The organism is Microbacterium lacus (assembly GCF_044794305.1).
Lineage (GTDB): Bacteria > Actinomycetota > Actinomycetes > Actinomycetales > Microbacteriaceae > Microbacterium > Microbacterium lacus_B.
This window is the reverse complement of record NZ_CP084996.1, coordinates 1,373,810-1,399,864: the sequence shown is the minus strand read 5'-3', so window position 1 is coordinate 1,399,864 and position 26,055 is coordinate 1,373,810. Positions and strand designations below refer to the sequence as shown.

24 protein-coding genes and 1 pseudogene are annotated in these 26,055 nt (G+C 64.1%); 18 read left to right on the top strand and 7 right to left on the bottom strand.

From position 1 onward, the window contains the following. Positions 1 to 18 precede the first annotated feature (18 nt). The 3 genes from LG299_RS06840 to LG299_RS06830 are packed head-to-tail and all read left to right on the top strand — an operon-like array spanning position 19 to position 2,648. Complete coding sequence (locus LG299_RS06840; protein WP_404434300.1) at positions 19 to 936, top strand: alpha/beta hydrolase; 918 nt, start codon at positions 19 to 21, stop codon at positions 934 to 936. A 21-nt stretch (positions 937 to 957) separates the two neighbouring features. Next, complete coding sequence (locus LG299_RS06835; protein ID WP_404434299.1) at positions 958 to 1,869, top strand: TIGR03619 family F420-dependent LLM class oxidoreductase; 912 nt, start codon at positions 958 to 960, stop codon at positions 1,867 to 1,869. Positions 1,870 to 1,892: 23 nt separating this feature from the next. Beyond that, positions 1,893 to 2,648, top strand: a complete 756-nt coding sequence (locus LG299_RS06830; protein ID WP_404434298.1) for an SDR family NAD(P)-dependent oxidoreductase — start codon at positions 1,893 to 1,895, stop codon at positions 2,646 to 2,648. Between the two features lie 128 nt (positions 2,649 to 2,776). Here LG299_RS06830 and LG299_RS06825 read toward each other — a convergent pair whose 3' ends face one another. Together LG299_RS06825 and LG299_RS06820 are read right to left on the bottom strand one after the other, a co-directional pair. Further along, positions 2,777 to 3,211, bottom strand: coding sequence for a nuclear transport factor 2 family protein (locus LG299_RS06825; RefSeq protein ID WP_404434296.1), 435 nt, complete (start codon positions 3,209 to 3,211; stop codon positions 2,777 to 2,779). A 58-nt stretch (positions 3,212 to 3,269) separates the two neighbouring features. Continuing rightward, complete coding sequence (locus LG299_RS06820; RefSeq protein WP_404434294.1) at positions 3,270 to 3,677, bottom strand: nuclear transport factor 2 family protein; 408 nt, start codon at positions 3,675 to 3,677, stop codon at positions 3,270 to 3,272. 400 nt (positions 3,678 to 4,077) lie between these two features. Between LG299_RS06820 and LG299_RS06815 the strand changes: the two genes are divergently transcribed. The 4 genes and pseudogenes from LG299_RS06815 to LG299_RS06800 all read left to right on the top strand — a co-directional run bounded on the left by LG299_RS06815 (position 4,078) and on the right by LG299_RS06800 (position 6,262). Continuing rightward, positions 4,078 to 4,374, top strand: a complete 297-nt coding sequence (locus LG299_RS06815; protein ID WP_404434292.1) for a LysR family transcriptional regulator — start codon at positions 4,078 to 4,080, stop codon at positions 4,372 to 4,374. A gap of 14 nt (positions 4,375 to 4,388) precedes the next feature. Beyond that, a complete protein-coding gene (locus LG299_RS06810) occupies positions 4,389 to 5,255 on the top strand; it encodes an MBL fold metallo-hydrolase (RefSeq protein WP_404434291.1) in 867 nt (288 codons plus the stop codon). 129 nt (positions 5,256 to 5,384) lie between these two features. Next, a pseudogene (locus LG299_RS06805) lies at positions 5,385 to 5,498 on the top strand (IS110 family transposase); the annotation flags it as partial. 179 nt (positions 5,499 to 5,677) lie between these two features. Further along, the gene (locus LG299_RS06800) at positions 5,678 to 6,262 is read left to right on the top strand and encodes a nuclear transport factor 2 family protein (RefSeq protein WP_404434290.1); all 585 of its coding nucleotides are present in this window, start codon (positions 5,678 to 5,680) and stop codon (positions 6,260 to 6,262) included. Positions 6,263 to 6,409: 147 nt separating this feature from the next. Here the strand turns inward: LG299_RS06800 and LG299_RS06795 are convergent, their stop codons facing one another. From LG299_RS06795 to LG299_RS06775, 5 genes are all read right to left on the bottom strand, one after another. Continuing rightward, positions 6,410 to 6,496 (bottom strand): transposase, encoded by an 87-nt coding sequence (locus LG299_RS06795; RefSeq protein WP_404434829.1) that lies wholly within the window; start codon positions 6,494 to 6,496, stop codon positions 6,410 to 6,412. Positions 6,497 to 7,289: 793 nt separating this feature from the next. Further along, a complete protein-coding gene (locus LG299_RS06790) occupies positions 7,290 to 8,270 on the bottom strand; it encodes a zinc-binding dehydrogenase (RefSeq protein WP_404434288.1) in 981 nt (326 codons plus the stop codon). 24 nt (positions 8,271 to 8,294) lie between these two features. Further along, the gene (locus LG299_RS06785) at positions 8,295 to 9,581 is read right to left on the bottom strand and encodes a CaiB/BaiF CoA transferase family protein (protein ID WP_404434286.1); all 1,287 of its coding nucleotides are present in this window, start codon (positions 9,579 to 9,581) and stop codon (positions 8,295 to 8,297) included. 265 nt (positions 9,582 to 9,846) lie between these two features. Continuing rightward, complete coding sequence (locus LG299_RS06780) at positions 9,847 to 10,983, bottom strand: M20 family metallopeptidase (protein ID WP_404434285.1); 1,137 nt, start codon at positions 10,981 to 10,983, stop codon at positions 9,847 to 9,849. A gap of 151 nt (positions 10,984 to 11,134) precedes the next feature. Further along, entirely contained in the window at positions 11,135 to 11,929 is a 795-nt protein-coding gene (locus LG299_RS06775; protein WP_404434284.1) for an IclR family transcriptional regulator, read from the bottom strand. Between the two features lie 152 nt (positions 11,930 to 12,081). Between LG299_RS06775 and LG299_RS06770 the strand changes: the two genes are divergently transcribed. From LG299_RS06770 to panC, 11 genes are all read left to right on the top strand, one after another. Beyond that, entirely contained in the window at positions 12,082 to 13,626 is a 1,545-nt protein-coding gene (locus LG299_RS06770; protein ID WP_404434283.1) for a pyruvate carboxylase subunit B, read from the top strand. Then, entirely contained in the window at positions 13,616 to 14,140 is a 525-nt protein-coding gene (gene accB / locus LG299_RS06765) for an acetyl-CoA carboxylase biotin carboxyl carrier protein (RefSeq protein WP_404434281.1), read from the top strand. The genes LG299_RS06770 and accB overlap by 11 nt, the downstream gene beginning before the upstream one ends. Then, entirely contained in the window at positions 14,133 to 15,524 is a 1,392-nt protein-coding gene (accC, locus tag LG299_RS06760) for an acetyl-CoA carboxylase biotin carboxylase subunit (protein ID WP_404434280.1), read from the top strand. Before accB ends, accC begins: the two co-directional genes overlap by 8 nt. A gap of 14 nt (positions 15,525 to 15,538) precedes the next feature. Next, the gene (locus LG299_RS06755) at positions 15,539 to 16,177 is read left to right on the top strand and encodes a biotin transporter BioY (protein WP_404434279.1); all 639 of its coding nucleotides are present in this window, start codon (positions 15,539 to 15,541) and stop codon (positions 16,175 to 16,177) included. A gap of 302 nt (positions 16,178 to 16,479) precedes the next feature. Further along, positions 16,480 to 18,024, top strand: a complete 1,545-nt coding sequence (locus LG299_RS06750; protein WP_404434277.1) for an MmgE/PrpD family protein — start codon at positions 16,480 to 16,482, stop codon at positions 18,022 to 18,024. After that, the gene (gene prpB, locus LG299_RS06745; protein WP_404434276.1) at positions 18,024 to 18,923 is read left to right on the top strand and encodes a methylisocitrate lyase; all 900 of its coding nucleotides are present in this window, start codon (positions 18,024 to 18,026) and stop codon (positions 18,921 to 18,923) included. The genes LG299_RS06750 and prpB overlap by 1 nt, the downstream gene beginning before the upstream one ends. Positions 18,924 to 18,944: 21 nt before the next feature. After that, positions 18,945 to 20,120 carry a bifunctional 2-methylcitrate synthase/citrate synthase gene (locus tag LG299_RS06740; RefSeq protein WP_404434275.1) on the top strand — a complete coding sequence of 392 codons (1,176 nt, stop codon included), beginning with the start codon at positions 18,945 to 18,947 and terminating at the stop codon, positions 20,118 to 20,120. A 311-nt stretch (positions 20,121 to 20,431) separates the two neighbouring features. Beyond that, positions 20,432 to 21,289 carry a pyruvate, phosphate dikinase/phosphoenolpyruvate synthase regulator gene (gene ppsR, locus LG299_RS06735; RefSeq protein WP_404434274.1) on the top strand — a complete coding sequence of 286 codons (858 nt, stop codon included), beginning with the start codon at positions 20,432 to 20,434 and terminating at the stop codon, positions 21,287 to 21,289. Between the two features lie 45 nt (positions 21,290 to 21,334). Continuing rightward, entirely contained in the window at positions 21,335 to 23,731 is a 2,397-nt protein-coding gene (gene ppsA / locus LG299_RS06730; RefSeq protein WP_404434272.1) for a phosphoenolpyruvate synthase, read from the top strand. Between the two features lie 70 nt (positions 23,732 to 23,801). Next, positions 23,802 to 24,371, top strand: coding sequence for an adenylate kinase (locus LG299_RS06725; protein WP_404434271.1), 570 nt, complete (start codon positions 23,802 to 23,804; stop codon positions 24,369 to 24,371). A gap of 20 nt (positions 24,372 to 24,391) precedes the next feature. Beyond that, the gene (gene panC / locus LG299_RS06720; RefSeq protein WP_404434270.1) at positions 24,392 to 25,999 is read left to right on the top strand and encodes a pantoate--beta-alanine ligase; all 1,608 of its coding nucleotides are present in this window, start codon (positions 24,392 to 24,394) and stop codon (positions 25,997 to 25,999) included. Positions 26,000 to 26,055 lie beyond the last annotated feature (56 nt).

Here is a 26,055-nt window from a genome sequence, read left to right as displayed (position 1 = left end):
TTCCGGAGGGTCTCTTTTATGCCCAGTCCTCAGGCACTGGCCACCGAACAAACTATCGCCGAATACAAAGCCGGTGTGATCGGTCTCGGCCCATCACTCACTCTTGACGAGCGGCGGAAGGCCGCTGACGGCATCGGACTGTGGGCCACAGTGCGAAACGACGTGACTCACACGGAGGCCGAGCTCGGTGGGCGAGCCGCGAGTCTGTATGAGCCCGCTTCAGCGCGCCCGGGTCGCGTTATCCTCTATTTCCACGGCGGTGGGTATGTGATGGGGTCGCTTCAGAGTCACGCCCGTCTGATGTCACACCTTGCCCATGTCACGGACTCTCCGGTGTATGGCTTGGACTTCCGCCGTGCACCCGAGCACCCCTTCCCTGCGGCGCTTGAAGACGCGCGGGCGGCCTACGAAGAGCTGCGAAAAAAGAGCTGGAAATCAGATCAGATCGTGTTGGCCGGTGACAGCGCCGGGGGAGGAATCGTGCTCGCGCTGATGGCAGAGCTTCGTGACGAGGGCATGGATCAGCCTGCCGGTGGCATGATTTTTTCGCCGTGGCTGGATCTGGCGCTGACGAGCAACTCCATGGAACGCCTGGCGGCCAAAGATCCGTGGACCACGAAGGCCGCACTCGAGCTGTTCGGTGGTTACTACGCCGGCGAAGTTTCACGGGACGACCCACGGGTGTCGCCGCTGTACATGGACTTCTCGGGCATCGCGCCGCTGCTGATACACGTCAGCAGCACGGAGATACTCTTCGACGACGCGACGCGCGCGCGAGATCGGGCCGTTGCCGCCGGAGTCGACGTTCAGCTGAACTCATGGGAGGGAGTCCCGCACGTCTTCCAGCTGTTCGCCGGAAACGTCCCCGAAGCGGACGAATCGCTCGGCCTCGCCGCGGCCTGGCTGAACGATCGCGTCAACTCTTCCACCACCTGATACCCGAAGGACACAAGGACGATGAAGTTCTCACTCTCGCTCAGCTACACCGACCCCCACGAGCTGATCGACATTGCGCGTGCTGCCGAAGATCATGGGTTTCATGGGATCGCCATGGGTGAGCATGTGCTGCACCCGGTCAACATCGAATCCGACTACCCGTACCGACCTACGCCAGACGGTCCGCGGTCGATAGACCACCAGGCGCCGCTGCTGAACCTGTGGACCACCGCGGGCGCGATCGCCGGAGCCACCGAGAAGCTCCATTTCATGACCTCGCTCTACCTGCTCAACCTTCGCCACCCGCTAGTCTCCGCCAATGCGGCCGCCACGCTGGTGGGCATCTCGAACAATCGGTTCGAGTTCGGTGTCGGAACTGGGTGGATGAAGGAAGAGTACGACGAGCTGGGCGTGCCGTGGGACGGGCGCGGCAAGCGATTCGACGAGGCCCTCGACATCATGCAGAAGGCATGGCATGGCGTGGAGGAACCGCACCACGGCGACCATTACTCGTTCCAGGCGATGGGAACGAATCCGCGGCCCGTGACTGAGGTGCCGCTGTATTTCGGCGGTCACACCCTCGTCGCAATGCGCCGTGCCGCTAATCGCGGCGACGGGTGGATCTGTGCGCCCAAGCCCGAGTTGGTTCGCGAGCAGGTGCGCACGATCTCCGAGTTGCGCAAGGCAAACGGCCGGGACGACCGCCCGTTCCAGTTCTGCGCGATGCTCAAATTGCCGAACGAGTCCGCCATCGTTGAGTTGGTCCAGGTGGGTGTAGATCACGTCATTGTGAGCTGCCCGTGGCGTCCCGATCTCGGGCGCGCGATGAGCACGTCCGACAAGCTTGCTGCCCTGGTCGACCTCGCCAAGACGATGCGGAGTATCGCTGCCAAGACGGCGACCGCCTCTGTCGCAATCCCGGCCGCCGTCTGACGATCGACGAAAGAAGAAGCGCAATGGATCTCGAAATCGCAGGAAGAGTTGCCGTCATCACCGGCGCAACCGCGGGTATCGGCCGGACGACCGCGGGGGTGCTCGCGGCTGAAGGTGTGCGGCTCGCCCTCGTCGGACGACGCTCTGAGGAACTGGACAAGCTTGGCGCGGAGATCGTGGCGGCCGGCGGCGAAGAGCCGCTACTGATTCCCGCTGACGTTACGGATGCGGCGACCCCAGGGCGAGTACGCGCGCAGGTCGAGGAAGCCTTCGGTGGCCTAGACATCCTGGTGAACAACGCAGGAGGTGCGGAACCGCTCGGCACAGTGCTCACCGAAGAGGTATGGCAGCAGCAGTTCGTGTTCAACTTCCATCAAAAGCGTTGGATGGCGGAGGCGTTCGAGGATCTGCTCATCGCCAGCCCGCAGGGTCGTGTCATCAACATGGCCGTCGCTCTGGAGCCCTCTGGGCGATCAGCGGCAATGTCGGCGCTGGCGGCGCTGCATCTCTGGTCGAAAGGCTATGCGCGTTACCTCGGGCCGCACAGCGTCACGGTCAACTGTGTGTCGCCAGGCCGTATCGAGAGTGAGCAGCTCTCGAAGATGTTCCCAGATGACGAGTCGCGCAATGCCTTCATCAAGAAGAGCGACCTACCGCTGGGTCGCTTCGGTTTCAAGGAGGAGGCGGCAGACCTGATTGCGTTCCTCGCATCAGCGCGCTCCTCATACATCACCGGCCAGGCTATTTCCATCGACGGGGGACTTAGCCGCCACATCTGAATACACCCGCGCCGACCCAGGAAAGACCGCCCGTTCCCCTTCTCCGGGCACGGGCGGTGTGTGTGTTCTATGCGGCCACAACCCTCTACACGGCGCCGGAGTGCTTCTTGCGCCGGTGTCGATGGGGGCTAGGACGAGCCCAGCGGCGCGGACCGCCACTGCAGTTCGGTCACCTTCACCAGGCGGCGCCGAAAGCGCCACCCGTTCTCGGTCCGTGCGATGTCGTCGTGGTAGGTGGCTATCGCGCAGGTGCCGTTGGCGCGCGGAGCGAACAGTTTGACTCTCGCTCTGGCGGTGTCGCTGCCTTCATCGTGATCGACGATGACATTGGTGCTGAAATGAGCCAGAGGGTGCACGATGCCCCGCATGAACCGGTCGATCGCCGCGAGACCGGACACATGATGATCCGTCCCCTCGATCTCAAACTCGCCATCGTCGGTGAAGATTTCGTCCAAACGGTCCCATTCCTTGTCATCGATGACGTGACCGTATAGGTAGATCAGGCGTGTGATCTGTTCAGAATCGCTCAAGCGAATCACTCCTCTATGAAAGGGCTGGAACACGCCTGACGCACGCGTGTTCCAGCCCCCTGTCCGACTGCGGAGCGAGACTTCTCGCCGGTCAGTCCTCGCCGGCGAGTGCGCGAGTGATGGCAGGAGTGTTCCAGTACCAGTTGCGCTCTTTGACCGCCTTGCCGTCGCGGAATTCCCAGATCTCGTTGACCCAGGTTTCGACGTGTGTCTTGTTCGGGCCGATGTTGCCCTCAAGGTGCACAACCGTGTTGATGCGCTGGTTTTCGTCGTCGACGAGCTGGAACTCCGGTGTGAAGTTCGTGCCGCCCCATGCAGTGCCGAAGATGTGGGCGATGTGGTCCATGAAAGCGTCAGGCCCCTCGTAGGTTCCGCCGTAAGGCATGCCCGGGTCCTGATGCAGCACGAAATCTGGCGCGAGCAGTGACCGCGTCTTTTCGTTGTCACCCTTCTGAATGGCCTCCACGAGCTGCCAATACAGGTCGTATACGTTCGACATCATCAACTCCAATGTTGAGTGACTAGGCACCCGTGCCTTGGCCCGGGCGGGGCCAGCACCGTGCCAGCCAGTCGGATATTGATTGCCGCCCTCTAATCTCACTCATGTGGCGTCGGAGGCGACCGTTGTCGCTGCGGAACCTAATACTGACGCAATTCGTACAGAAGAGCAACCCTTCCCGTCACTGGAGAATTTCCCTGTCCACATGCCGGAGGATACGGTAGTCTAATTACAGACGATTGTCGTCTATGTAATTCGATGACGGCGTCCGATTGAGTCGCACGACGCCGCCGGTGGCGATCCCGCGCTCGAGGCTCATAGGTGAGCGGCGCGGGAAGGCGGCCGCGGCGCGCTGACGACCGCCGTATTAGTCCATCGTGTTGGCAAAGGGAGTGACGACGTGATTCATCTCACAGTTCTGCGAACCTTCATCGCTGTGCTCGATCATGGTTCCATCATCGAGGCGTCCCGAAATTGCGGGTACAGTCCTGCCGCGGTGTCCCGCCAAATGTCGGCGCTGCAGGCTCGTCTGGGAGTGCGCTTGTTTGAACCTGACGGACGCGGGATCCGGCCCCGGCCCATCGCGGAGGAGCTCGCGGTGGGCGCTCGCCGGTTGCTCGACGAGTGTGATCAGTTCGACGACTACGCGAAGGGACTGTGCACATCCCAAAATGTGCACTCGCTCGTTCTAGTCTGAACGGGCAATCCGTCATGGTCGCTTCCGATCAGTGGACCAGGCTGACGACTCGGCTCCTCGCTCCCAACCCCGGGCCGATGACGCTGGATGGCACGAATACGTTCATCATCAGGGAACCCGGTTCGCGGCGCGCCGTGCTGGTCGACCCTGGACCGGAGGTCGCTCATCACCTCGATCGGATCGAGACGTTCGGGCCGTTCGATCTCATCGTGCTCACCCACCATCACCTCGACCACGCAGAGTCAGCGGCGACGCTGAGCAATCGCCTCCGGGCGCCGGTGCGCGCATCCGAGCCATCGCTCTGCACAGGCGGTTCGCCTCTCAAGCACGGCGAGCAGATCAACGCCGGTGGCACCCGCCTGACGGTGATTGCAACTCCAGGGCACACCGCTGACTCCGTCTGCTTTCAACTTCCCGACGACGGCGCGCTGGATTCCAGCGATCGATCTGGATCTATCCTGACCGGGGACACGATCCTTGGCCGCGGGACGACGGTGCTCGCGCAGCCTGAAGGTGCACTTCGCGACTACCTTCGTTCGCTGCAGACGCTCCGCGAGTTGAAGAATGCCCGCCGCGTCCTGCCCGCTCACGGCGATGCACTGCCGAGCCTGACCTTGATAGTTGAGGAGTATCAGTTACATCGCGCCCGGCGATTGGCCGAAGTGTCAGCGGCTTTGGGCGAACTGGGAATGGCGCCCAGTCGAACAGCCCGCGTCATCACAGCTGTTACCGACAGGGTTTACGCCCAGATCGCGCCAGCGGCCCGTATCGCTGCTGAGATCTCCGTGTCGGCGCAACTGGAATACCTTGCCGGGGAACCTTCACGTGGAGAAAGAAAACGCGACTCGGCAGCATTGCTATCTGCGACGACGCTGGAATGATCTCTCAAGACCGGACGCCGCTGGTCTCGGGACGAGGTGTCGGAGCTCATCATCGAAGTACTTCGCTGCGTTGGGATGCCGGCAGGCGCCGCCGATCGCTATCCGACTCAGTTCTCGGGCTGTGCGTTCCTCGAGCTGGTGCCGTCCGAGTGCTACTTCGGACAGTCGGGTGCCGGCTCGATCACCAAGACCGGAAACACCGACGCCCGCCGCCTGCTCGTCAAGGCGGCCTGGCATCACCGCAGACAGTATCGTCCGGGCGCGGTCATGCAAGTCTGATAAGCCCAAGCCCTCAGCATCGCCGTCGCTCGCGGCGACGCCGGCAACCATCGCCTGCCTCGTAAGTGGCAACAGTTCTAGTTGATTTGTAGACGGCAATCGTCCAAAATTAGGATCCACACACTAGTTCTCGAGAGGTCACGATGACGCCGGCGTCGCGCAGCACGAACACCAGGGACCCGGAGTTTCAGCGCTTGGTCGACGTATCAGCCATCAAGGAACTCCATATTCGTTACTGTCGGGGGCTTGACCGTATGGACTGGGACCTCATCCGCTCCATCTATCATCCGGACGCGATTGACAACCATAGAAAGTTTCGAGGAGGTGTCGAGGAGTTCGTTCACTGGTGTGCCGAAGTACTGCCCCGGTTTGCATGCACCACACACGTCTGCGCAAACCAGTTCGTCGAGGTGCACGGCGACTCCGGATGGATGGAGTCGACTACTCTGGCCTACCACCGAACGTATCCGACAGACGATGAGCCTGCGGCGGATTACATGATCATCCTCAGGTACATCGATATCGTGGAGCGCCGCAACGGCGAATGGCGCATTCTGGACCGAACTATCGTCCATGACACCGAGACAATCATTCCGGTCGGCGGCGAACATGCCCGAATCGCACCCGTCTGGCTTGCCTCGACACGAGACCCCACCGATGCTTCCTACGCAGCGGCGCTGGTGGCAGAGCAGAGGGCACACGGCGGAGACCAGCGCCTATCGGTGTAGCTTCAGTCACGAAGACGGTTACCACCATCGGTTCACTCGCTTCAATCCGTCGCAGCAGACGACGCAGACATCGGCGATACCGCGGTTGCGTACCTCGGTGAGCATGTTCATCCGCTGCTTCGCGCCCTCTCCACCGGTCGGTCCCATTCACAGTCCGAGAATGTGACGATGACCCTCGAGATCGACGCCGACAGCGACGTGGACGGATCGGTTGGCGACCTGCCCGTCCCGGATCTTTGATCACGAGCGCGTCAATCAGCGCCACTGGGTGTACGACGTCCAGCTGACGGACTTTCCGTGTGTCGGCGCTGGTTGAGAACCAGGCCAGAACGACCGGGTGGTTTCCAGTGATCGTCGCAACGAGAACGATCAGAAAGGTGTTCTGGTATGTCTTCTCGTCGCGTTCCAGAGGAGCCGGGTCGTCGGCCGATGACGGAGATGCGTCGTCGCCTCCTGGAACTGATAGCGCAGGGTTGGACCTTGCGCGGCGCGTGCCGAGAGGGTCATGCCCCTCGCAAACAGCGAGATCACCGCCTCATCGAACCCCCGCGATCCGGCGTTGATGTTTCGGTGCCACGATCGGCGCGAACGTCCCCGCCGGCTCCCTCGGGACATGAACGGCAGATCGCCGATCTCGGTCCTTATCTTCTTCGGTGTCGATCCGTTCCTGAGTTGACCGACTGCTTGCCGGCGCGGTCGCCCGCTACGTAGCCGAGATGCTCGGTGAGCTCCTCCTCCAACGCAGACTGCAGCACCTGGCTCGGCAAGCCCGTCAGCAGCCCGTTCGGGCACATCAGATCGATCCCCTGACTACGCGCGGCGGCTAGCTGCTCGGTGACGGCGGTGACGTCGGGCAGGCGCGGGGAGGATCTCCCCGGTTCGCAGATCGACGATCTCGGATTGCTCAGCTGTCTCCAATTCGGGGTTCATGACGTGATTCATCTTCCCGGTCAGCCGAAGCCGAACCGATCACGCCGACGCCCTCACCCAGAAAGTTGCCGACAGACCCTCACCGGGTTCGGTTGTCTCAGTCGACCTTCTCGAAGTCGACCACGATTTTTCCGCGCACATCACCGTTGAGGATCCGCTTGTACCCTGCAGGGACCTGATCGAACCGGATGACGGAATCGATCGAGGGGCGGATGCCTGTGATGTGCAGCATCCGAATCAATGACTCGAATTCTGCGCGTGTGCACATCGTGGAACCGATCACCGACAGCTGTTTATAGAAGATGCGTCGCAGCTCTGCTTTAGGCATCTCTCCGCTGGTAGCGCCGGCGATGACGATCGTGCCGCCGGGGCGAACGGCCCGCAGCGAATGAGCCCAGGTCGCCTCGCCGACCGTCTCGATGACCACGTCGACTCTTTCCGGCAAACGCGCTCCCGATTCGAGCGACATATACGCACCCTGCTCGAGCGCATATCGACGCTTCGGCTCCGACCTGGCGGTCGCGAACACGCGAGCGCCCGCCGCTGAGGCGAGTCGGATCGCCGCGCTGGCGACTCCTCCGTTGGCGCCCTGCACCAGCACGCTGTCCCCTGGACGGATCCCGGCGCGGGTGAACAGCATCCGATAAGCCGTGCCCCAGACGGCGCCCAGCGTCGCAGCTTCGATGAAGGTGAGCCATTCAGGCTTCGGAAGGAGGTTGCGGGAGGGCACGACGATGAATTCCGCGAGGGTTCCATCCAGCGTCTCTGATAGCACCGCGCGATCGGGGTCGAAGGTCTCATCGCCCCGCCCTCGATCGGTGTCCGCCACCACGGAGTAGAGGATCACCTCACGGCCGTCGTCGGTCACTCCGGCGCCGTCGCAGCCGAGGATCATGGGGATCCGCTCGGGCGGATGCCCGACGCCCTTGAGCGACCAAAGGTCGTGCGGGTTCAGAGACGCAGCGCGCATGCGCACTCGCGTCCAGCCTTCCTCGACTTCTGGGACGGGCACGTCCCGAAGAGCGAGGCCAGCAAGAGGATCATCCGGATGCTGGGAAACAGCGACTGCCGCGAGCATCACGTTCCTCCCGCTCGGGTGCCGTCACCGTCGTAGGGGAGACGAGTCCGCGTGGGGCGTTTCGGCGACCCACGTTCCCGCACCTTGCAAGACTGAGCCATCTCCCACGAGCTTCGCGATACGCACGTCGTCGTAGCCGAGCTCCCCGAGAATTTCGATCGTGTGCTCTCCGATCTCGGGTGACGGGAGCACCGGCCCGACTGTCCGCCCGCCGAAACGGATGGGAAATCCAGGGACGCGCACATCGCCGAGGCGACGGTGGTGGATCGGCTGCATGTAACCGTTGAGCGCGGCCTGCTCGGAATTGACCGCGTCGAGCATGCTGTACACCGGTGCGAACAGCAGCCCAGCCTCGGAAAGTAGCTTCAGCCACTCTTCGCGATCACGTTCGCGAAAGACGGTGTCAAGCATCGGCATGAGTTCGTCATTGTTCTCTATGCGCATCTGATTTGTCGTGAAGCGTGGATCCTCGAGGAGGTCCTCGCGATCGAGGACTCGGCAGAGGATCGGCCAGAACTTGTCCGGCGGATAGTGGCTTCCGATGATCCATTTTCCGTCGCGACACTCGTACGACGTCCGCGTCGCCGACGCCGCCATCCGATCCCATTTCACGTCCAGTGATTCGTTGGATACGCTCGTAGCGAAGAGGTTCATGCCGGTCAGCCACATCGCCGAGCCCAGCAGGGAGGTGACGACCTCTTGGCCCTCCCCGGTCTGACCGCGTTCAATGAGAGCCGCGAGCGCTGCGTAGCTGGCGGTGATCGCCGTCATCTGGTCGAGGACCAGCACCGTGAGTAGCTTCGGCTCCGCGGCGCCGGCCAGGTACATCATTCCCGACATCGCTTGACCGACGGGCTCGAATCCTCCGTCATTGGCCTGTGGACCTGTGTCGCCGAACGCCGACACGTTGACATACACGATGTCCGCAGCAATCTCCTTCAGGGCTTCATAATCAATGCCCAGCGTTCGTCTGGTCGAACCGCGCAGATTCGAGATGAAGACATCGGCACTGCGCACGATGTCCTCGAACACCGTCCGGCCGCCCTCGGTCGTGATGTCCAGTGAAATGTCACGCTTGTTCCGATTGGAGAATTCGAACAGGATCCCCCAATCGTCGGGGTCGCCTGGCGTCTTGCCCGCCAACGGCCCGACGCCGCCGTTAGCGCGCTCAGGGTCCCCGCCCGGCATCTCAATTTTTACGACGTCGGCTCCCATGTCGCCGAGTATCGCGCCCGCTCCGGGGCCGGCATGCCAGACGCCGTACTCGACGACTCGAATCCCGGTCAGCGGACCTCTGCGTGTGTTATTCAAGCGTTCCTCCTGTCGCTACGGCATCTCGCCGCGTGAACCGCCGCAACCGTGAACGCGGCACCCTCATTCGTCACCGGCTCTTCGTCGACACCAGGGGGCGGGCGGCGCCACCGTTGCGGATCGCACCATCGTCAATACTGACGTTATTGGTCACTTTTGTCAAACGGTCCGGTTCGTGCAAGGGTTGCGCAGATTCGCGACGTTCACGATCGCGCTAGAAGTCACCTTTCGAATTGAGATGCGACTGAAGGTGCCGTCACTCCTTCTAACTGCGCGAGTCCCAGCGCCGAATGGTCTGTTCGTACAGGTGGAAGGCGCCCTCGATCGAGTCGCGGAGAACATACTCGTCCGCGGCGTGCATTTGCTCGGCTCTGCCAGGACCCCAGATCACGGTCGGGACTCCGGACAACGCGGGAGCGAGTGCGGATCCGTCGGTGAAGTAGGGAGCGGGCCGCGCTTGGTGTGGTCCAGGCAAGGCGCTCACCCACGGATCGTCGCCGGACCAAGGGATAGGCGATAAGTCCAGGAGTGTTTCCACCTCGTCGACTTCGGGCTGGCCCGACCACCAGGCATGCAGTTGCGAGTTGTCTGGCTCGATGGTGCGTATATCGACGATGGCGTGCGCTTCAGCGGGCACGACGTTCGCCGCTTCGCCACCCGCTACGACGCCGATGTTCATCGTTTCGCGCCCGAATGCGACCGTTTCGCGCCCGAATGCGACCGTTTCGCGAAGGGGCAGCTCCGCCTCAGCGCGGGATAGGACGCGCATGAGTGTTGTTATGGCGTTCCGACCGAGCGATGGCATGCTCCCGTGCGCAGCTATGCCGCGTGCCGAGATGCGCAGCCACAGCACTCCGCGGTGCCCGGCGACGACAACGTTGTCGGTCGGTTCGGGAACAATGACGGCTGCGATACCGCGGCCCTGCAACATCGGCGCAACAGTACCGGCGCCGAGAGAGCCGATCTCCTCGTCGCTCGTGAGCACGAGCGAACAGGGAACGCCGATCGCCGCGGCCTCGAGCAAGGCGGCTGCGGCCGCGACGAGTCCACCCTTCATGTCGGTCGCGCCACGCCCGTAGATCCGACCGTCTCGAACCTCAGGGCGGTGCGGCTGGACCGACCACAGTGCCAGGTCACCGGTCGGCACGGTGTCGATGTGGCAGACGAATGCGAGGCGGCGCCCAAGCCCTGGTGTGGAGATGATCGCCCAGGGCAATCCCGATGGTGTGGACCGCTCGACCTTCAGGTCGGGCGCTTCACCCAGCATCCGCTCGATGACGAGCTGCATTGCTCGCCGCTGGCCCGCCCAATCCGATGAAGTCGTGTTGACCGCAAGAAGACTCAGGAGCAGCTCGAGGCGCCACAAAGAGGCCGTTGCGCCTTCTGCTGGAATGCTCCTCACCCACGACAGCCTGGCGCCCCACGGGTCTCGGCGCCACTATGTGAATGTCGGCGTAGGGCTGTTGTCGGCGTAGGGCTGTCATAGGTGCCGAGACGTCGACGAGATGATCGTAGATTCTTCGACGCCGTTGGGCGCTACGCCGTCGAAAACATCAATGGTCAACGGCTGAAGGCACGGTTTCCACAGCAACCGAGGGTGACGATGAGCTTCTCAGCTCGTCGACAAGGCGGATAAGCTCCGCAGCCCAGAGTCGGCCTTTGTCGTGTGTGAACCTTGCGATGGGCAGCGAGATACTGATGGCCGCCCGTTGCCCGCCCAGGTCGCCTGTGGCGATCGCCATGGCGGCGATTCCCGGCTCGCTCTCCTCGAAATTCCATCCGATCCTCGTGTCGCGTACGTCATCGATCTGCTCGTGCAGTGACGCCAGGTCGACGTCGATGCGGCGTCCACGTGGGCTGGCCATCGCCATCTTGTATCGCGCATTAATCTCGGCGTCCGGAAGCTCCGCGAGGAGGACCTTGCCGGCCGACGTCCGGTGTGCGGGGAGCCAGACGCCCACCCTGAGCCCGAACCGCAGTGAGTGCGAGGTCGCCTCGATGCCATCGAGGTGCTGGATCTGCGTGCCCGCGAGTGTCGCGATGTGCACAGTCTCACCGGTGCGCTCATACAGCTGCTCTAGGGCGGGCCGTAGCCTCATCGCGAGCGAAGGCTGAGGGAACGCGGCGTGGTCGAATCGGAGCACGGGGCCAACGGAGTATCGCTTCTGGTCGCCTCGCAGCACAAAACCCTGGAGCGCGAGTGTGCCCAGCAATCGGTATGCCGTCGACGGATTGACATTGAGTGCGGAGGCCGCCTCGCTCACACTCACTGAGCCCTCGTCGAGCACGAGGGTGATGATGGTCAGCGCGCGTTGCACGCTCTGCACGGGCTCAAACTTGCGGTCCACGCAAACTACTGTAGTTGCATTTGCTGAGGGCGCGCGTATTGTAAACAAGACGTCGTGCCGCGGGTGCGTCGCAAAAAGTACCGGACTCTATGGGGCGGCCGGGCGAGCACCCCTCCGACCGGGACATCGTTTCGAGCCAGCAGGGGATTGCAATGTCACCGACGAATGATGAGTCGATCGCCTCGATAATGAGCGAGGGTGGCCGCCCGGCCAACAGTCGCCGCGAGATCAAGATCGTCGAGACCTCGCTCCGCGACGGTCACCAGAGCCTGTGGGCGACTCGCATGCGCACCGAACACGTCATCGCGATGGCGGAAAACTACGACCGCGCGGGGTTCGAGCAGGTTGACCTCGTGGCGCCGATCCAGTTCGACGTGGCCGTTCGGTATCTCAAGGAGGATCCTTGGGAGCGCGTGCGGCTGGCGCACGAGCACATGCCGAATACGAAGCTCCGTGCGTTGATCCGATCACGCAATATCGCGGCCTTCGATTTCCTCCCAGACGACATCATCATGGCGTGGGTGGAGAGGCTGTATGCGAATGGCTTCCGCGTGATCGGCTCGTTCGACGGCCTCAACGACATGGCGAACATCATCCCCGGCCTCGTTCGGGCGAAGGAGCTCGGTGCGTCCACGTTCGGGGCAGTGTCCTTCTCTCAGAGCCCTGTGCATACCGATGAGCTCTATGTCAGCAGGGCAAAGGAGCTCATTGAGAAGGCGGACGTCGATGCGATCATGCTCAAGGACGCCGCGGGGCTGCTCACGCCGGATCGCATTCGCACGCTCGTTCCGGCGCTGAAGGAAGTGGTGGGTGATCGAGTCCTCGAAATCCACACGCACTCTCTCACTGGGCTGGCGCCGCTCGTATACCTCGAGGCGGTCGAGCTTGGCGCAGACCAGATCCACACCTCAATCTGGCCGCTGGCCACCGGCAACGCACAACCGTCCACCCAAACCCTCGTCCGCGATCTGCGCGCACTGGGCTACCAGGTGGATGTCGATACTGACCGAGTGAACACGATCAGCGAGCAGCTCCTCGATATTGCGGAGACTGAAGACAAACCGGTCGGCGCTCCCGTCGAATACAACGGAATCCACTACATGCATCAGATACCCGGAGGGATGCTCGCGAACTTCCGGTCGCAGCTCGAGACCGCGGGACTCTCCGATCGGTACGACGACCTGCTCGTAGAGGTGGCTCGAGTCCGGAGTGAGCTCGCCTATCCAATCATGATCACTCCGTTCGCACAGTTCGTCGGGGTTCAAGCCGTCATGAATGTGATGACCGGAGATCGATACTCCGTTGTGCCCAACGAGATCAAGAAGTACGCCCTCGGCTATTTCGGCAAGCTACTCGCGGACATCGAGCCGAGCGTCCTGGAGAAAATCATCCGCAACGGATCGGCCAACATCGCGCTCGTGCCGCCCACCGTCATCCCTCCCATGCTCGACGATCTCATCGGACAGCACCCGGACGAGGACATCGACACGCTTCTCCTGCGAGCAATGTTTGCCGGATCACAGGTGGACGAGATGAGGGCCACGGTGGCAGCCGGGGGGAACCCCGACGAGGTGCAGCGTCCGATCCTCGACCTGATCAAGTCACTCGCCGGCGCCGCAGGCGGCACGGGCCGCCGCACACTCAATGCCGGAGACATTCGCATCACCATCGACAAGGGAGCAGACGATGCCGCTTAACCCCCCTGATATCAAGGAGCTCAAGGCGATCGTGGACTGGGTGCATCTCAGCGACGACGTTCGCGAGCTTTCACTCAAGTACGGGGACGTGGAGCTGTTCATTTCACGGAACCACGCCCCTGTTGCGCAGCCTGCGGGTGCGACGCCGAACGTCGCAGTGCAGGCGCCGCTGGCAGCTCCGTTACCTGCGGCTGCAGCGGATCCGGTCGCCGTCACACCCGCGGCACCCGGCCCGGTAGCGCCGGTTGCGGGGGGCGGGATCGCTGACGGCGATGTGATGGTCAAGGCCCCAATGCTCGGGACGTTCTACTCGGCGCCGAAGCCCGGGGCTGCGAACTTCGTGGAGGTCGGCGCGCGCGTCGAGGTCGGCGCTGTTCTGTGCATCGTCGAGGTCATGAAGCTCATGAACAACGTGGAGGCGCCGGTCGCGGGTATGGTCACCAGCATCCTCGCTCAGAACAACGAGACCGTTGAGTATGGTCAGCCGCTCATCGTCATCCGCACCGATGGCTGAGGGACTCTCTAGCGTTCTCATCGCGAACCGCGGTGAGATCGCACTGCGAATCATCCGTGCATGTCAGGAACTGGGTATCCGAAGCGTGCTGGTGTACTCCGAGGGCGATGCCGACTCGCTGCCGGTGAAGCTCGCCGACAAGGCGGTGTGCATCGGTCCAGCCCAGGTGAACCTGAGCTACCGGAACGCCGAAGCGATCGTGGGTGCTGCGCTGGCGTTGAAGGTCGACGCGATTCATCCGGGCTACGGCTTCCTCTCCGAGAACGCCGACTTCGCAGCTCTGTGCGAGCGGGAAGGCGTCGGGTTCGTCGGACCGTCCTCCGAAATCATCCGACGTATGGGCGACAAGATCGAGGCCAAGGAGATCGCGCGCCGCGCGGGCGTACCGACGGTGCCGGGGTCGCTGGGAGCGGTTGCGGAATTCGCCGAGGCTGTTGACGTGGCGCGTGAGGTGGGCTTCCCCCTTCTCATCAAAGCGGCAGCGGGAGGCGGTGGACGCGGCATGAGGGTGGTGGCGAGCATCGACACCCTCGAACGTGATCTGTCAGAGATCATGTCGGAAGCCGAAGTGGCCTTCGGTGACCCTTCCGTCTACATCGAGCGGTATCTCACCGACATTCGCCACATCGAGGTGCAGGTCATCTCGGACGGCGACACGGTCCTTCATCTGGGGGAGCGCGACTGCACCGCGCAGCGCCGCAACCAGAAGCTCATCGAGGAATCCCCCTCGCCGGTCCTCGATGAGCAGTTGCGTGCGGCAGTCACGGGAGCCGCCGTCGCGCTCTGCCGCGAGGTCGGATACACGAACGCAGGAACGGTCGAGTTCGTCTTCGACAACATCACCCGCGCCTTCTACTTCATCGAGATGAACACCCGGATCCAGGTCGAGCATCCCGTCACCGAGATGGTCACCGGCATCGACTTAATCAAGGCGCAGCTGCGCATCGCCGGCGGTGAGCCGCTCACACTGACCCAAGACGACATCGTGCTTACGGGTCACGCCATCGAGTGCCGCCTCAACGCAGAGGACCCGGAACGCGGCTTCGCGCCCAATCCCGGAGTCATCACGCGGTTCCGTGCTCCGGGCGGCTTCGGCGTGCGTATCGACACCCACGTCGAAACCGGCTACGCGATCCCACCGTTCTACGACTCGATGATCGGAAAGCTCATCTGCTGGGGCTCCGATCGCAATGAGGCCATCGCGCGGACGCAGCGCGCTCTGCGTGAACTGCAGCTCGACGGCGTCGCCACAACGGTCGCATTCCACCAGGAGATTCTCGGAAGCGAAGGATTCCGCAGTGGGCAGTTCAACACGGCGTTCGTCGCAAACCTGATGGCAGCCCGAGAGCAGCCTGCCCCTTCGACTTCTTCGTCCGTCAACTGATCAGGAGTTCACCTATGTCAACGATCGCTATCACGTCCCGCCCGCACGGTGCCGTCCTCGCAGATCTCATCGCCCGTCCCGCAAGCCGCTCCTACGCCTTCGCAGTGGATGCCGGCCTGGTGCTCGCGGGGGTGGCTCTCGTCGCGCTCCTCGCCAAAGTATCGTTTTTCATCGGCCCGGTGCCGATCTCGGGCCAGACCCTCGGGGTGCTCGTGGTAGGCGCAGCGCTCGGCGCCAAGCGCGCTGCCGCGTCGCTCACGACCTACATGCTGGTGGGCCTCGCCGGGGTGCCGGTCTTCGCCGGACCGGTTGCGGGACCTGCTTACGTGCTGATGCCGTCCTTCGGGTTCGTCATCGGCTTCATCCCCGCCGCGTTCATCGCGGGATGGTTTGCCGAACGCGCTTGGGATCGCAATCCGGCGCTGGCGTTCGTCGGCTTCGGTCTCGCCTCGATCGTCCCCTTCCTCATCGGCGTTCCGTACATGGCGATGATTCTGTCCAACGTCATGGGAGTGGACATCACGCTGTCCGGCGTCCTGGACGCGGGCGTATGGCCCTTCATCGTCCCCGGCCTCATCAAGGCCGCCGCCGCCGCGCTACTGATTCCCGGGGCCTGGCTCCTCGTTCGAAAGGCAGACCGCACGAAATCGTGATACGGAATTCGAGGTATTTACGGCCAGACGGCTCGCTCCGCGTGATGACGCCACTGCAGCGTCGGCGGAGGGGACGCGGACGCTGGCGGCGCGCTCTTGGAAAGTAACCGCCACATGAGTACCGTCGCGCCAGCGGCTCCGCGACCCGCTAGGCCCGTCGATCACACCAGCCTCGCAATCGCCGCGCTGGCGGCGCATGCGACGCATGTGCATCTGCACAACGCGCTCGATGCGGGGCTTGGGTCCGTCGCGGCCACCCCATCAGAACCCGGAAAAGTACCCCGCACCGAACAGGGAGCAGCATGACCGTCACCCACCACCTCCGCGTCCACCGCAGCGACGAGCACCTCGCCCGCAAGGGTCAGCTCGCATGGCGCATCGCCGAGGTCGCGACCGACCCGGTCGAGGTCGAGCCCGAAGTCGTCGACATGATCATCAACCGCGTGATCGACAACGCCGCCGTGGCGGCGGCATCCCTTAGCCGGGCACCCGTGAGCGCTGCGCGCCAGCAGGCGCTCGACCACGCCGTCTCGGTGAGCGGCAAGGGGTCGACCGTCTTCGGTTGCGCGGTCGAGCGTCGCACGAGCCCCGAATGGGCCGCGTGGGCGAACGGCGTCGCGGTGCGCGAACTCGACTACCACGACACGTTCCTGGCCGCCGAGTACTCGCACCCCGGCGACAACATCCCGCCGATCGTCGCGGTCGCCCAGCACGTCGGCTCCGACGGACGGGCGCTCGTGCGCGGCATCGCGACCGGCTATGAGATCCAGATCGACCTGGTGCGGGCGATCTCGCTGCACAAGCACAAGATCGACCACGTCGCCCACCTCGGTCCATCGGCCGCGGCCGGCATCGGCACGCTCCTGGGCCTTCCCACCGAGACGATCTACCAGGCCGTCGGTCAGGCCCTGCACACGACCACGGCCACCCGGCAGTCGCGCAAGGGCGAGATCTCGACCTGGAAGGCGCATGCACCCGCGTTCGCGGGGAAGATGGCCGTGGAAGCCGTCGACCGCGCGATGCGCGGCGAGACCAGCCCGTCGCCGATCTACGAAGGCGAAGACGGCGTGGTCGCGTGGATGCTGGACGGTCCCGATGCCGCCTATGAAGTGCCCCTGCCGGCCGAGGGGGAGCCCAAGCGCGGCATCCTCGATTCCTACACCAAAGAGCACTCCGCCGAATACCAGGCGCAGGCGTGGATCGATCTGGCCCGCAAGCTGCACAACGAGAACCCAGCCCTTCGACAGGCTCAGGGACCGGGGAGTGCGGAGAACATCGAGTCGATCGTCCTGCACACGAGCCACCACACGCACTACGTGATCGGCTCGGGCGCGAACGACCCGCAGAAGTACGACCCCACGGCATCGCGCGAGACGCTCGACCACTCGATCCCGTACATCTTCACGGTGGCGCTGCAGGACGGCACGTGGCACCACGTCGACTCCTACGCGCCCGAGCGCGCCGGCCGAGAGGACACCGTCGCGCTCTGGCATAAGGTCACCACGGCCGAGGACGACGAGTGGACGCGCCGCTACCACTCCGACGACCCGAACGAGAAGGCCTTCGGCGGCCGCGTTGTCATCCGTTTCACCGACGGGCGCGAGATCAACGATGAGATCGCTGTCGCCGATGCGCACCCGCTGGGTGCCCGGCCGTTCGCCCGTGAGGACTACATCCGCAAGTTCCGGATCCTCGCCGAGCCCGTGCTCGCGCCGGAGGAGATCGAGCGATTCCTCGACCTCGCCCAGCGTCTGCCCGAGCTCACACCCGCCGAGGTCGGCGAGCTCACGATCGTCGCCGAGCACCGCGTGCTGGCTGGAGCTCCGGCCCCGAAGGGGCTGTTCTGATGCTGTACGCACAGACTCCCGCCGCCGAGAAGCGCCGGCTGTTCCGCGAGCGGCTCGCCTCGGGTGAGCTGCTGCGGATGCCGGGCGCCTTCAACCCGCTGAGCGCGAAGCTCATCGAGCGCAAGGGCTTCGAGGGCGTCTACATCTCGGGTGCGGTGCTCGCCGCCGACCTGGGGCTTCCCGACATCGGACTCACGACCCTCACCGAGGTCGCCGGTCGCGGTCAGCAGATCGCGCGGACGATCGAGCTGCCCGCGATCATCGATGCCGACACTGGCTTCGGTGAGCCGATGAACGTCGCCCGGACGATCCAGACGCTCGAAGATGCCGGGCTTGCCGGCACGCACATCGAGGACCAGATCAACCCGAAGCGGTGCGGTCACCTCGACGGCAAGTCCGTGGTCGACGAGGACACCGCGATCAAACGCATCCGCGCGGCGGTCGACGCGCGGCGCGACCCAAATTTCCTGATCATGGCGCGCACCGACATCCGGGCGGTGGACGGCCTCGACGCCGCGATCGACCGTGCGAAGGCGCTGGTGGATGCCGGCGCCGATGCGATCTTCCCCGAGGCCATGCGCGACCTAAACGAATTCGCCGCGGTGCGGGAGGCCGTGGACGTGCCGATCCTTGCCAACATGACCGAGTTCGGCAAGAGCGAGCTGTTCTCGGTCGATCAGCTGCGCGGCGTCGGGATCAACATCGTTATCTGGCCGGTCTCGCTGCTGCGGATCGCGATGGGCGCGGCGGGCCGCGGTCTGGACGCGTTGGACGCCGACGGCCATCTGACCTCGAAGCTGGGCGAGATGCAGCACCGCGCCGACCTGTACGACCTGATCGACTACGAGGACTACAACCACTTCGACACTTCTGTGTTCAACTTCCAGATCGCCCGCTGAACCTCCTCAGGAAGCAGAGACATGACAGACATCGAGATCAAGAAGGGCCTCGCGGGGGTCACGGTCGACTACACCGCGGTGTCCAAGGTGAACCCCGAGACCAACAGCCTGCTCTACCGCGGCTACCCAGTGCAGGAGCTGGCCGCCACGCAGCCATTCGAGGCCGTTGCCTACCTGCTCTGGTACGGCGAGCTGCCGACCGAGGACGAGCTCGCGGCGCTCGTGGCCGAGGAGCGCGCGAACCGCACACTCGATGACAACGTCCGCCAGGCGATCGACCTCATTCCGCTGGACGCCCACCCGATGGATGTCATCCGCACCGCGGTGTCGCTCGTCGGCGCGTCGGATCCGGCAGCGTACGACAACTCGCGCGAGTCGGACCTCGTGAAGTCGCGGCGCCTGTTCGCGAAGCTGCCTGCGATGGTCGCGTACGACCAGCGGCGCCGTCATGGGCTGGGCATCGTCGACCCGCGCGACGACCTCGACTACGCGCAGAACTTCCTCTGGATGACCTTCGGCGACGTGCCCGACCCGGTCGTCGCATGCGCCTTCAACGTGTCGATGATCCTGTACGCGGAGCACTCGTTCAACGCGTCGACCTTCACCGCCCGTGTGATCACGAGCACGATGGCGGATCTATACTCCGCGGTCGTCGGCGCGATCGGCGCACTCAAGGGGCCGCTGCATGGCGGCGCCAACGAGGCGGTCATGCACATCTTTGACGAGATCGGCACAGCCTCGAATGTCGGGCCGTGGCTCGATACCGCCCTCGCCGAGAAGCGCAAGATCATGGGGTTCGGCCACCGCGTCTACAAGCGGGGCGACTCGCGCGTTCCCACTATGAAGGTCGCGCTCGACACCCTCGTCGAGCACTACGGCGCGCGCGACCTCGCGGCGCTCTACGACTCGCTCGAGTCGGAGTTCGTCTCACGCAAAGGGATCTACCCGAACCTGGACTACCCGTCAGGTCCGTCTTACAACCTGATGGGCTTCGACACCTTGACCTTCACCCCAATCTTCGTTGCTGCGCGTATCACGGGGTGGACGGCGCACATCGTGGAGCAGGCGGCATCCAACGCGCTCATCCGCCCGCTGTCGGCCTACAACGGCCCCGAGGAACGGCACATCAACAGCTACGTTCCTGACACCGCTGCTATCGACGCGCTCAAGCGACCGGAGGAAGTGGCGGAAGAATGACGGTAGAAAAGGTGGTCATCGTGGCTGGCGCCGCCCGCCCCATGGGCAGTTGCGGCGGCGTCCCCGCCGAAACTCACGCGTACAACCTCCGTGCGCAACTGACACCGCAGCCTTGGGAATGAGTCATTCACCGACCAACGCCCTATTCCGATCGCACGATGGCCGGCGTGATCCGACCGGTTCGAGCAGGCGGCGAACCTTTCTCGCTGGCCAATTTTGCGCGATTTTATCACTTCTGTTGCAAATAAGAGCGGATCAAATCTACGTATCCTCTGACCATCTCCTATTACAAGCAGAGAGCCGAGAACCCTATGGCGCCGAGTCCGCCAGCCAATCCCGTGGCTGCAAGCGGCGCCCCCTCCCTGCCGCGGACAGCCTTCTTCATCTCCGACAGCACCGGCATCACGGCCGAGACGCTTGGAAGCGCTCTCCTGGCCAACTTTCCCGGGATGTTGTTCGTCCGGCACACCATTCCGTTCGTCGACAGCGTCAATGGAGCGATAGCCGTCTCGCTCGACATCCAGCGGGTGATCGATTCGGGTGCGCAGCCGGTCGTCTTCACGACGGTCAAGTCGGCAGATATTCGCAGCGCGCTAGACGTCCCGGGGTCCGTGCTGGTCGACCTTCTCAGCGGACATCTCACCGAGCTCGAGGTCGCGTTGGGCACTAGCCGGTCGGAGCAGCTCGGTCAGTTTCACGGGGTGGGTGATATCGATCGCTACTTCGCCCGGATGCGTGCGGTCGAGTACGCGATTGAGCATGACGACGGCCAGAGCGGCCGTGCTCTGGATATCGCCGATGTGATTATCATCGCTCCGTCTCGTTGCGGGAAGACACCCACGACGATGTATCTCGCCCTGCAGTACGGGCTGCTGGTGGCCAACTACCCCCTCACAGATGACGATTTCCCTACCGACGGTCTCCCGGGGTCGGTCAATCGGCACGCGGCGAAGTGCTTTGGGCTCACCACGAACCCGTTGCGGTTGAGTCAGGTGCGGCATGAGCGACGCCCGAACTCGGTGTACTCCAGCCTGGCGCAGTGCACCCTCGAACTCCGTCGCGCGGAGGACCTCTATCGCCGGAACCGGGTGCCGTTCCTGAACTCCTCGACCAAGTCGGTCGAGGAGATGTCGGCGGTCATCATGCAGTCAATGCGCTTGCGCAGCTAAATCCCATTCCTCTCCCTTCCCCGAGATCACCCACAAGGAGCACGCATGACGAACATCCTCTGGTACGACCAGGTCGGCATGGCGGACATCGCCCAGGTCGGCGGCAAGAACGCCTCCCTCGGCGAGATGGTCTCGAACCTGTCCGGAGCCGGGGTCCGCGTGCCTGGCGGCTTCGCGACCACCGCCGACGCCTATCGCGACTTCCTCGCTGCGAACGGCCTCTATGACCGCATCAGGCGAACGGTCGAGGCTCTCGACGTGTCCGACGTGTCCGAACTGGCCCGGGTGGGCGCGAACGTGCGGGACTGGATCATGGCACAGCCGTTTCCGCTGGGGTTCGAGAAGTCGATTCGGGAGTCGTACACGCGCCTGGTCGCGGGCGATCCCCAACCGGAGTTCGTCTCGTGGGCGGTGCGTTCCAGCGCGACTGCTGAGGACCTTCCGGACGCGTCCTTCGCCGGTCAGCAGGAAACTTTCCTCAATATCAGCGGCATCGAAAACATCTTGCTCGCGATCCGCAACGTCTTCGCATCGCTGTACAATGACCGGGCGATCGCCTACCGCGTGCACCACGGCTTCGACCACCACGACGTCGCGCTGTCGGCGGGCGTGCAGCGGATGGTGCGATCGGATATCGGCGCCTCCGGCGTGCTGTTCACCGTCGACACTGAGTCGGGCTTTGACCAGGCCGTGTTCATCACCAGCTCGTACGGGCTCGGCGAGGCGGTCGTGCAGGGCGCTGTGAATCCTGACGAGTTCTACGTCTACAAGCCGGCCCTCAAGACGGGCCGCCCGGCGATCCTGAAGCGATCGGTGGGGGAGAAGGCCGTGAAGATGGTCTACGCGCACGGACGCCACGTGGGCGGCAGCACCCTGTTCACGGATGCGCCGCTGGCGGATCGGTCACGATTCAGCATCACGGATGCTGAAGTCGAGGAACTGGCACGGCAGGCGCTGGTCATCGAAGAGCACTACGGCCGGCCGATGGACATCGAATGGGGCAAGGACGGCATCGACGGCGAGCTCTACATCCTGCAGGCCCGCCCCGAAACGGTCGTCTCCCGCGTTGACGGGAACGTGATGCGCCGGTTCGTGCTCGAAGGCACCAGTGACATCGCCGCCGAAGGTCGTGCCATCGGTCAGAAGATCGGCGCCGGCCCGGTGCGGGTCATGACCTCGATCGCGCAGATGGACCAGTTTCAGGCTGGCGACGTGCTGGTGGCCGACATGACCGATCCCGACTGGGAGCCGATCATGAAGCTCGCCTCCGCGATCGTCACCAACCGAGGCGGCCGCACCTGTCACGCGGCGATCATCGCGCGCGAACTCGGCATCCCTGCAGTGGTTGGCACCGGCGACGGCACTCGCGTATTGCACGACGGCCAGGAAGTCACAGTGTCGTGTGCGGAGGGCGACACCGGCTTCGTCTACCAGGGCATCCTGAAATTCGAAGAGCTGGTCACGCAGCTCGACGCGATGCCGGAGAGTCCGGTGAAGATCATGCTCAACGTGGGTACTCCCGACCAGGCGTTCTCGTTCTCCAAACTGCCCAACCGGGGAGTCGGACTGGCGCGACTGGAATTCGTCATCAACCGGCAGATCGGCATCCATCCCCGTGCACTGCTGGAATTCGACACGCTCGCATCGCCGCTGCGCGAGGAGATCGCCGAACGGATCAGCGCGTACGCCTCACCACGCGAGTACTTCGTCAAACGCGTCGCCGAAGGGGTCTCGATGCTCGGGGCCGCGTTCGCCCCCGAACCGGTGATCGTGCGCCTCTCGGACTTCAAATCCAACGAGTACGCCAACCTTCTCGGCGGCGAGCTGTACGAGCCGCACGAGGAAAACCCGATGATCGGCTACCGGGGAGCCGCCCGGTACATCTCTGAGGACTTCCGCGCGTGCTTCGACATGGAATGCGAGGCGCTGCGGTTTGTCCGCGACGAGATGGGGCTCACCAACATCGCGATCATGGTGCCGTTCGTACGCACCCTCGGCGAAGCCGCCGCCGTCATTGAGCTGCTCGCCGAGAACGGCCTCCGCAGCGGCGAGAACGGCCTGCGGGTCATCATGATGTGCGAGCTGCCTTCGAACGCGGTCCTTGCCGATGAGTTCCTCGAGTACTTCGACGGCTTCTCCATCGGGTCCAATGACATGACCCAGCTCACGCTCGGACTCGACCGTGACTCTGCCCTGGTCGCCGCGACGTTCGACGAACGCGACCCCGCCGTGCTCAAGATGCTCTCGATGGCCATCGAAGCCTGCGCCCGCGCCGGCAAGTACGTCGGCATCTGCGGCCAGGGACCAAGCGACCATCCCGACCTGGCGGACTGGCTCGTCGAACAGGGAATCGAATCCATGTCGCTCAACCCGGACACGGTTGTGGAGACCTGGCTGCGCCTCGCGCGCATGAACGCCGTGCCCATTCGCGCCGCACTGTAGTCGGCTAATTGCGTAAGTCGGGCGACCGCCGTCCTCAACATCTGAAGTGCAGCGCCAAACTAGGAGTCGAATGTCTAAAGTCATCCTGATGGGCCCGCCTGGTGTGGGTAAGGGGACCCAGGCCCGAACGCTAAGCATGAGTCTGTCAATTCCTGCGATCAGCACCGGCGACATGTTTCGACGCCAGATCGCGAAACGGACTCCACTCGGGCTCAAACTTCAAAGCATTATCGAGAGCGGTGAGTACGTCCCCGACGAGATCACCACGGCCGTCCTAACTGAGCGACTAAAGGCACCCGACGCGTCCAACGGCTTCATCTTGGATGGCTACCCACGAACCCTGGCTCAGGTTCATGACCTTGACGAGATCCTCGCCAAGAAGTCACAGGTCATCGACCATGTGCTGCTCCTACAGGCTGATCGCGCGACCCTGTTGGCGCGGCTCAGCAGCCGCGCGCTGATCGGCAATCGGTCGGATGACACCCCGGATGTCATCGAACGCAGGTTGGACATCTATGATCGCGAGACTGCGCACATCGTCCAGGCCTATTCAGAACGGGGCCTGGTCACGGAAGTCGACGGTGAAGGAACTCCGGATCGGGTCGCCGAACAGCTCAAGAAAGCGATCGGTCACGGCTGATCGCGGTCACCGAAAACAGAATGAGTGCACCCAGCCATACCCCGCCGTTCACCGTGGCGACCGTGACCATCGTCGGTCGCGGTCGCGTCGGGCGCGCGCTGGCGGCGGCGTGCCGCGCGGCAGAAATTGCGGTGACCGGTCCGACCGTGCGCGGAGCTGTCGTGCCGGATGCCGACGTCATACTGATCTGCGTGCCGGATGCGGAGATCGCCGGCGTGGTCGTCACGCTCGGCGCCACCAGCGCGTTGATCGGCCATGTGTCCGGCGCGACCCCGGTGGTCACGTCGGGTGTCGATTTCGGGATGCACCCGATGCAAACGTTCGCCGGCGGCGAGGGACCCGAGGCGTTCCGCGGCATCGGGTGCGCGGTCGCCGGACGATCGGCCGGCGCGCTCCAGGTTGCGACCGAGCTGGCGATCCGGATCGGCGCGTGCCCATTCCCGATCGACGACGAGCACCGCGCCGGATACCATGCCGCGGCATCCCTCGCGTCGAACTTCGTGGTGACGCTGCTGGGAGCTGCCGAACAAGTCGCGGGCACCTCGGGTCTCACCGAAACCGACGCCCGCGCGCTGCTTGCGCCGCTGGTGCGCAGCACCGTCGAGAACTGGGCAGAACGAGGCCCACAGGACGCTCTCACCGGCCCGATCACGCGGGGCGACGAACGCACCGTCGAACGGCAGCGATCCGCCATCGCCGCCGATGCGCCCACCGTTCTTCCCCTGTTCGACGCCCTAGCCGCGAGCACCCGCTCGTTGGCCGGGAAGCCGGGCCGTCGTATGAAAGTCGTCCGCACAATCGCTGAGGTCCGCGCCGTCACCGCCGATGCAAGGTGGGCCGGCCTCACAATCGGTCTGGTACCCACCATGGGAGCGCTGCACGAGGGGCACCTCTCCCTGATCCGGCAGGCCCGCGCCGACACCGGACTGGTCGTGGTCTCGCTGTTCGTAAACCCCACGCAGTTCGCCGTGGACGAGGATCTCGACGCGTACCCGCGCTCGGAGGACGGCGACGCCGCACTGGCGGCGGCTGCCGGCGCCGACATCCTGTTCGCACCGCCGGTGAAGGAAATCTATCCGGACGGCTTCGAGACCAGCATCCACGTGTCCGGCATCACCGAGGTGCTCGATGGGCTGCATCGAGGCGCAGCCCATTTCGATGGCGTCGCGACGGTGGTGGCGAAGCTGTTGGGGATCGTCTCGCCCGATCGGGCCTATTTCGGACAGAAGGATGCGCAGCAGGTGCTCGTCATCCGCCGTCTCGTGCGAGATCTCGACATCCCGGTACGCATCGTCGCTTGCCCCATCATCCGCGAACCGGACGGGCTCGCGATGAGCTCGCGCAACGTCTACCTCGACCCCGCCTCGCGACTGCGCGCGACCGCGCTCAGTCGCGCCCTCGACGCGGCGCAGGCCGCCGTCGTCGACAGCGACACGCCCGCGGCCATCGTGCTCGAGGCGGCACGTGGGGTGCTCACTGACGCCGGCGTCGAGCCGGAATATCTGGAACTGCGTTCCGTGCACGATCTCGCCGCGCAAGACACCATCGGGGACGGCGCACTTCTGGCGGTCGCCGCGCAGGTGGGCCGCGCACGACTCAACGACAACCGAATTCTGGAGGCGCACTGATGCGACCCGCACGGAAACATCCGACGCTGTGAGTGCCCAGCCGCATTCGATCCCGC

Bases quoted from the DNA above. Each gene is read 5' to 3' on its own strand.
- LG299_RS06840 (WP_404434300.1), top strand. From the start codon at position 19: ATGCCCAGTCCTCAGGCACTGGCCACCGAACAAACTATCGCCGAATAC.
- LG299_RS06835 (WP_404434299.1), top strand. From the start codon at position 958: ATGAAGTTCTCACTCTCGCTCAGCTACACCGACCCCCACGAGCTGATC.
- LG299_RS06830 (WP_404434298.1), top strand. From the start codon at position 1,893: ATGGATCTCGAAATCGCAGGAAGAGTTGCCGTCATCACCGGCGCAACC.
- LG299_RS06820 (WP_404434294.1), bottom strand. From the start codon at position 3,677: ATGTCGAACGTATACGACCTGTATTGGCAGCTCGTGGAGGCCATTCAG.
- LG299_RS06810 (WP_404434291.1), top strand. From the start codon at position 4,389: ATGGTCGCTTCCGATCAGTGGACCAGGCTGACGACTCGGCTCCTCGCT.
- LG299_RS06800 (WP_404434290.1), top strand. From the start codon at position 5,678: ATGACGCCGGCGTCGCGCAGCACGAACACCAGGGACCCGGAGTTTCAG.
- LG299_RS06790 (WP_404434288.1), bottom strand. From the start codon at position 8,270: ATGCTCGCGGCAGTCGCTGTTTCCCAGCATCCGGATGATCCTCTTGCT.
- LG299_RS06770 (WP_404434283.1), top strand. From the start codon at position 12,082: ATGTCACCGACGAATGATGAGTCGATCGCCTCGATAATGAGCGAGGGT.
- accB (WP_404434281.1), top strand. From the start codon at position 13,616: ATGCCGCTTAACCCCCCTGATATCAAGGAGCTCAAGGCGATCGTGGAC.
- accC (WP_404434280.1), top strand. From the start codon at position 14,133: ATGGCTGAGGGACTCTCTAGCGTTCTCATCGCGAACCGCGGTGAGATC.
- LG299_RS06755 (WP_404434279.1), top strand. From the start codon at position 15,539: ATGTCAACGATCGCTATCACGTCCCGCCCGCACGGTGCCGTCCTCGCA.
- LG299_RS06750 (WP_404434277.1), top strand. From the start codon at position 16,480: ATGACCGTCACCCACCACCTCCGCGTCCACCGCAGCGACGAGCACCTC.
- prpB (WP_404434276.1), top strand. From the start codon at position 18,024: ATGCTGTACGCACAGACTCCCGCCGCCGAGAAGCGCCGGCTGTTCCGC.
- LG299_RS06740 (WP_404434275.1), top strand. From the start codon at position 18,945: ATGACAGACATCGAGATCAAGAAGGGCCTCGCGGGGGTCACGGTCGAC.
- ppsR (WP_404434274.1), top strand. From the start codon at position 20,432: ATGGCGCCGAGTCCGCCAGCCAATCCCGTGGCTGCAAGCGGCGCCCCC.
- ppsA (WP_404434272.1), top strand. From the start codon at position 21,335: ATGACGAACATCCTCTGGTACGACCAGGTCGGCATGGCGGACATCGCC.
- LG299_RS06725 (WP_404434271.1), top strand. From the start codon at position 23,802: ATGTCTAAAGTCATCCTGATGGGCCCGCCTGGTGTGGGTAAGGGGACC.
- panC (WP_404434270.1), top strand. From the start codon at position 24,392: ATGAGTGCACCCAGCCATACCCCGCCGTTCACCGTGGCGACCGTGACC.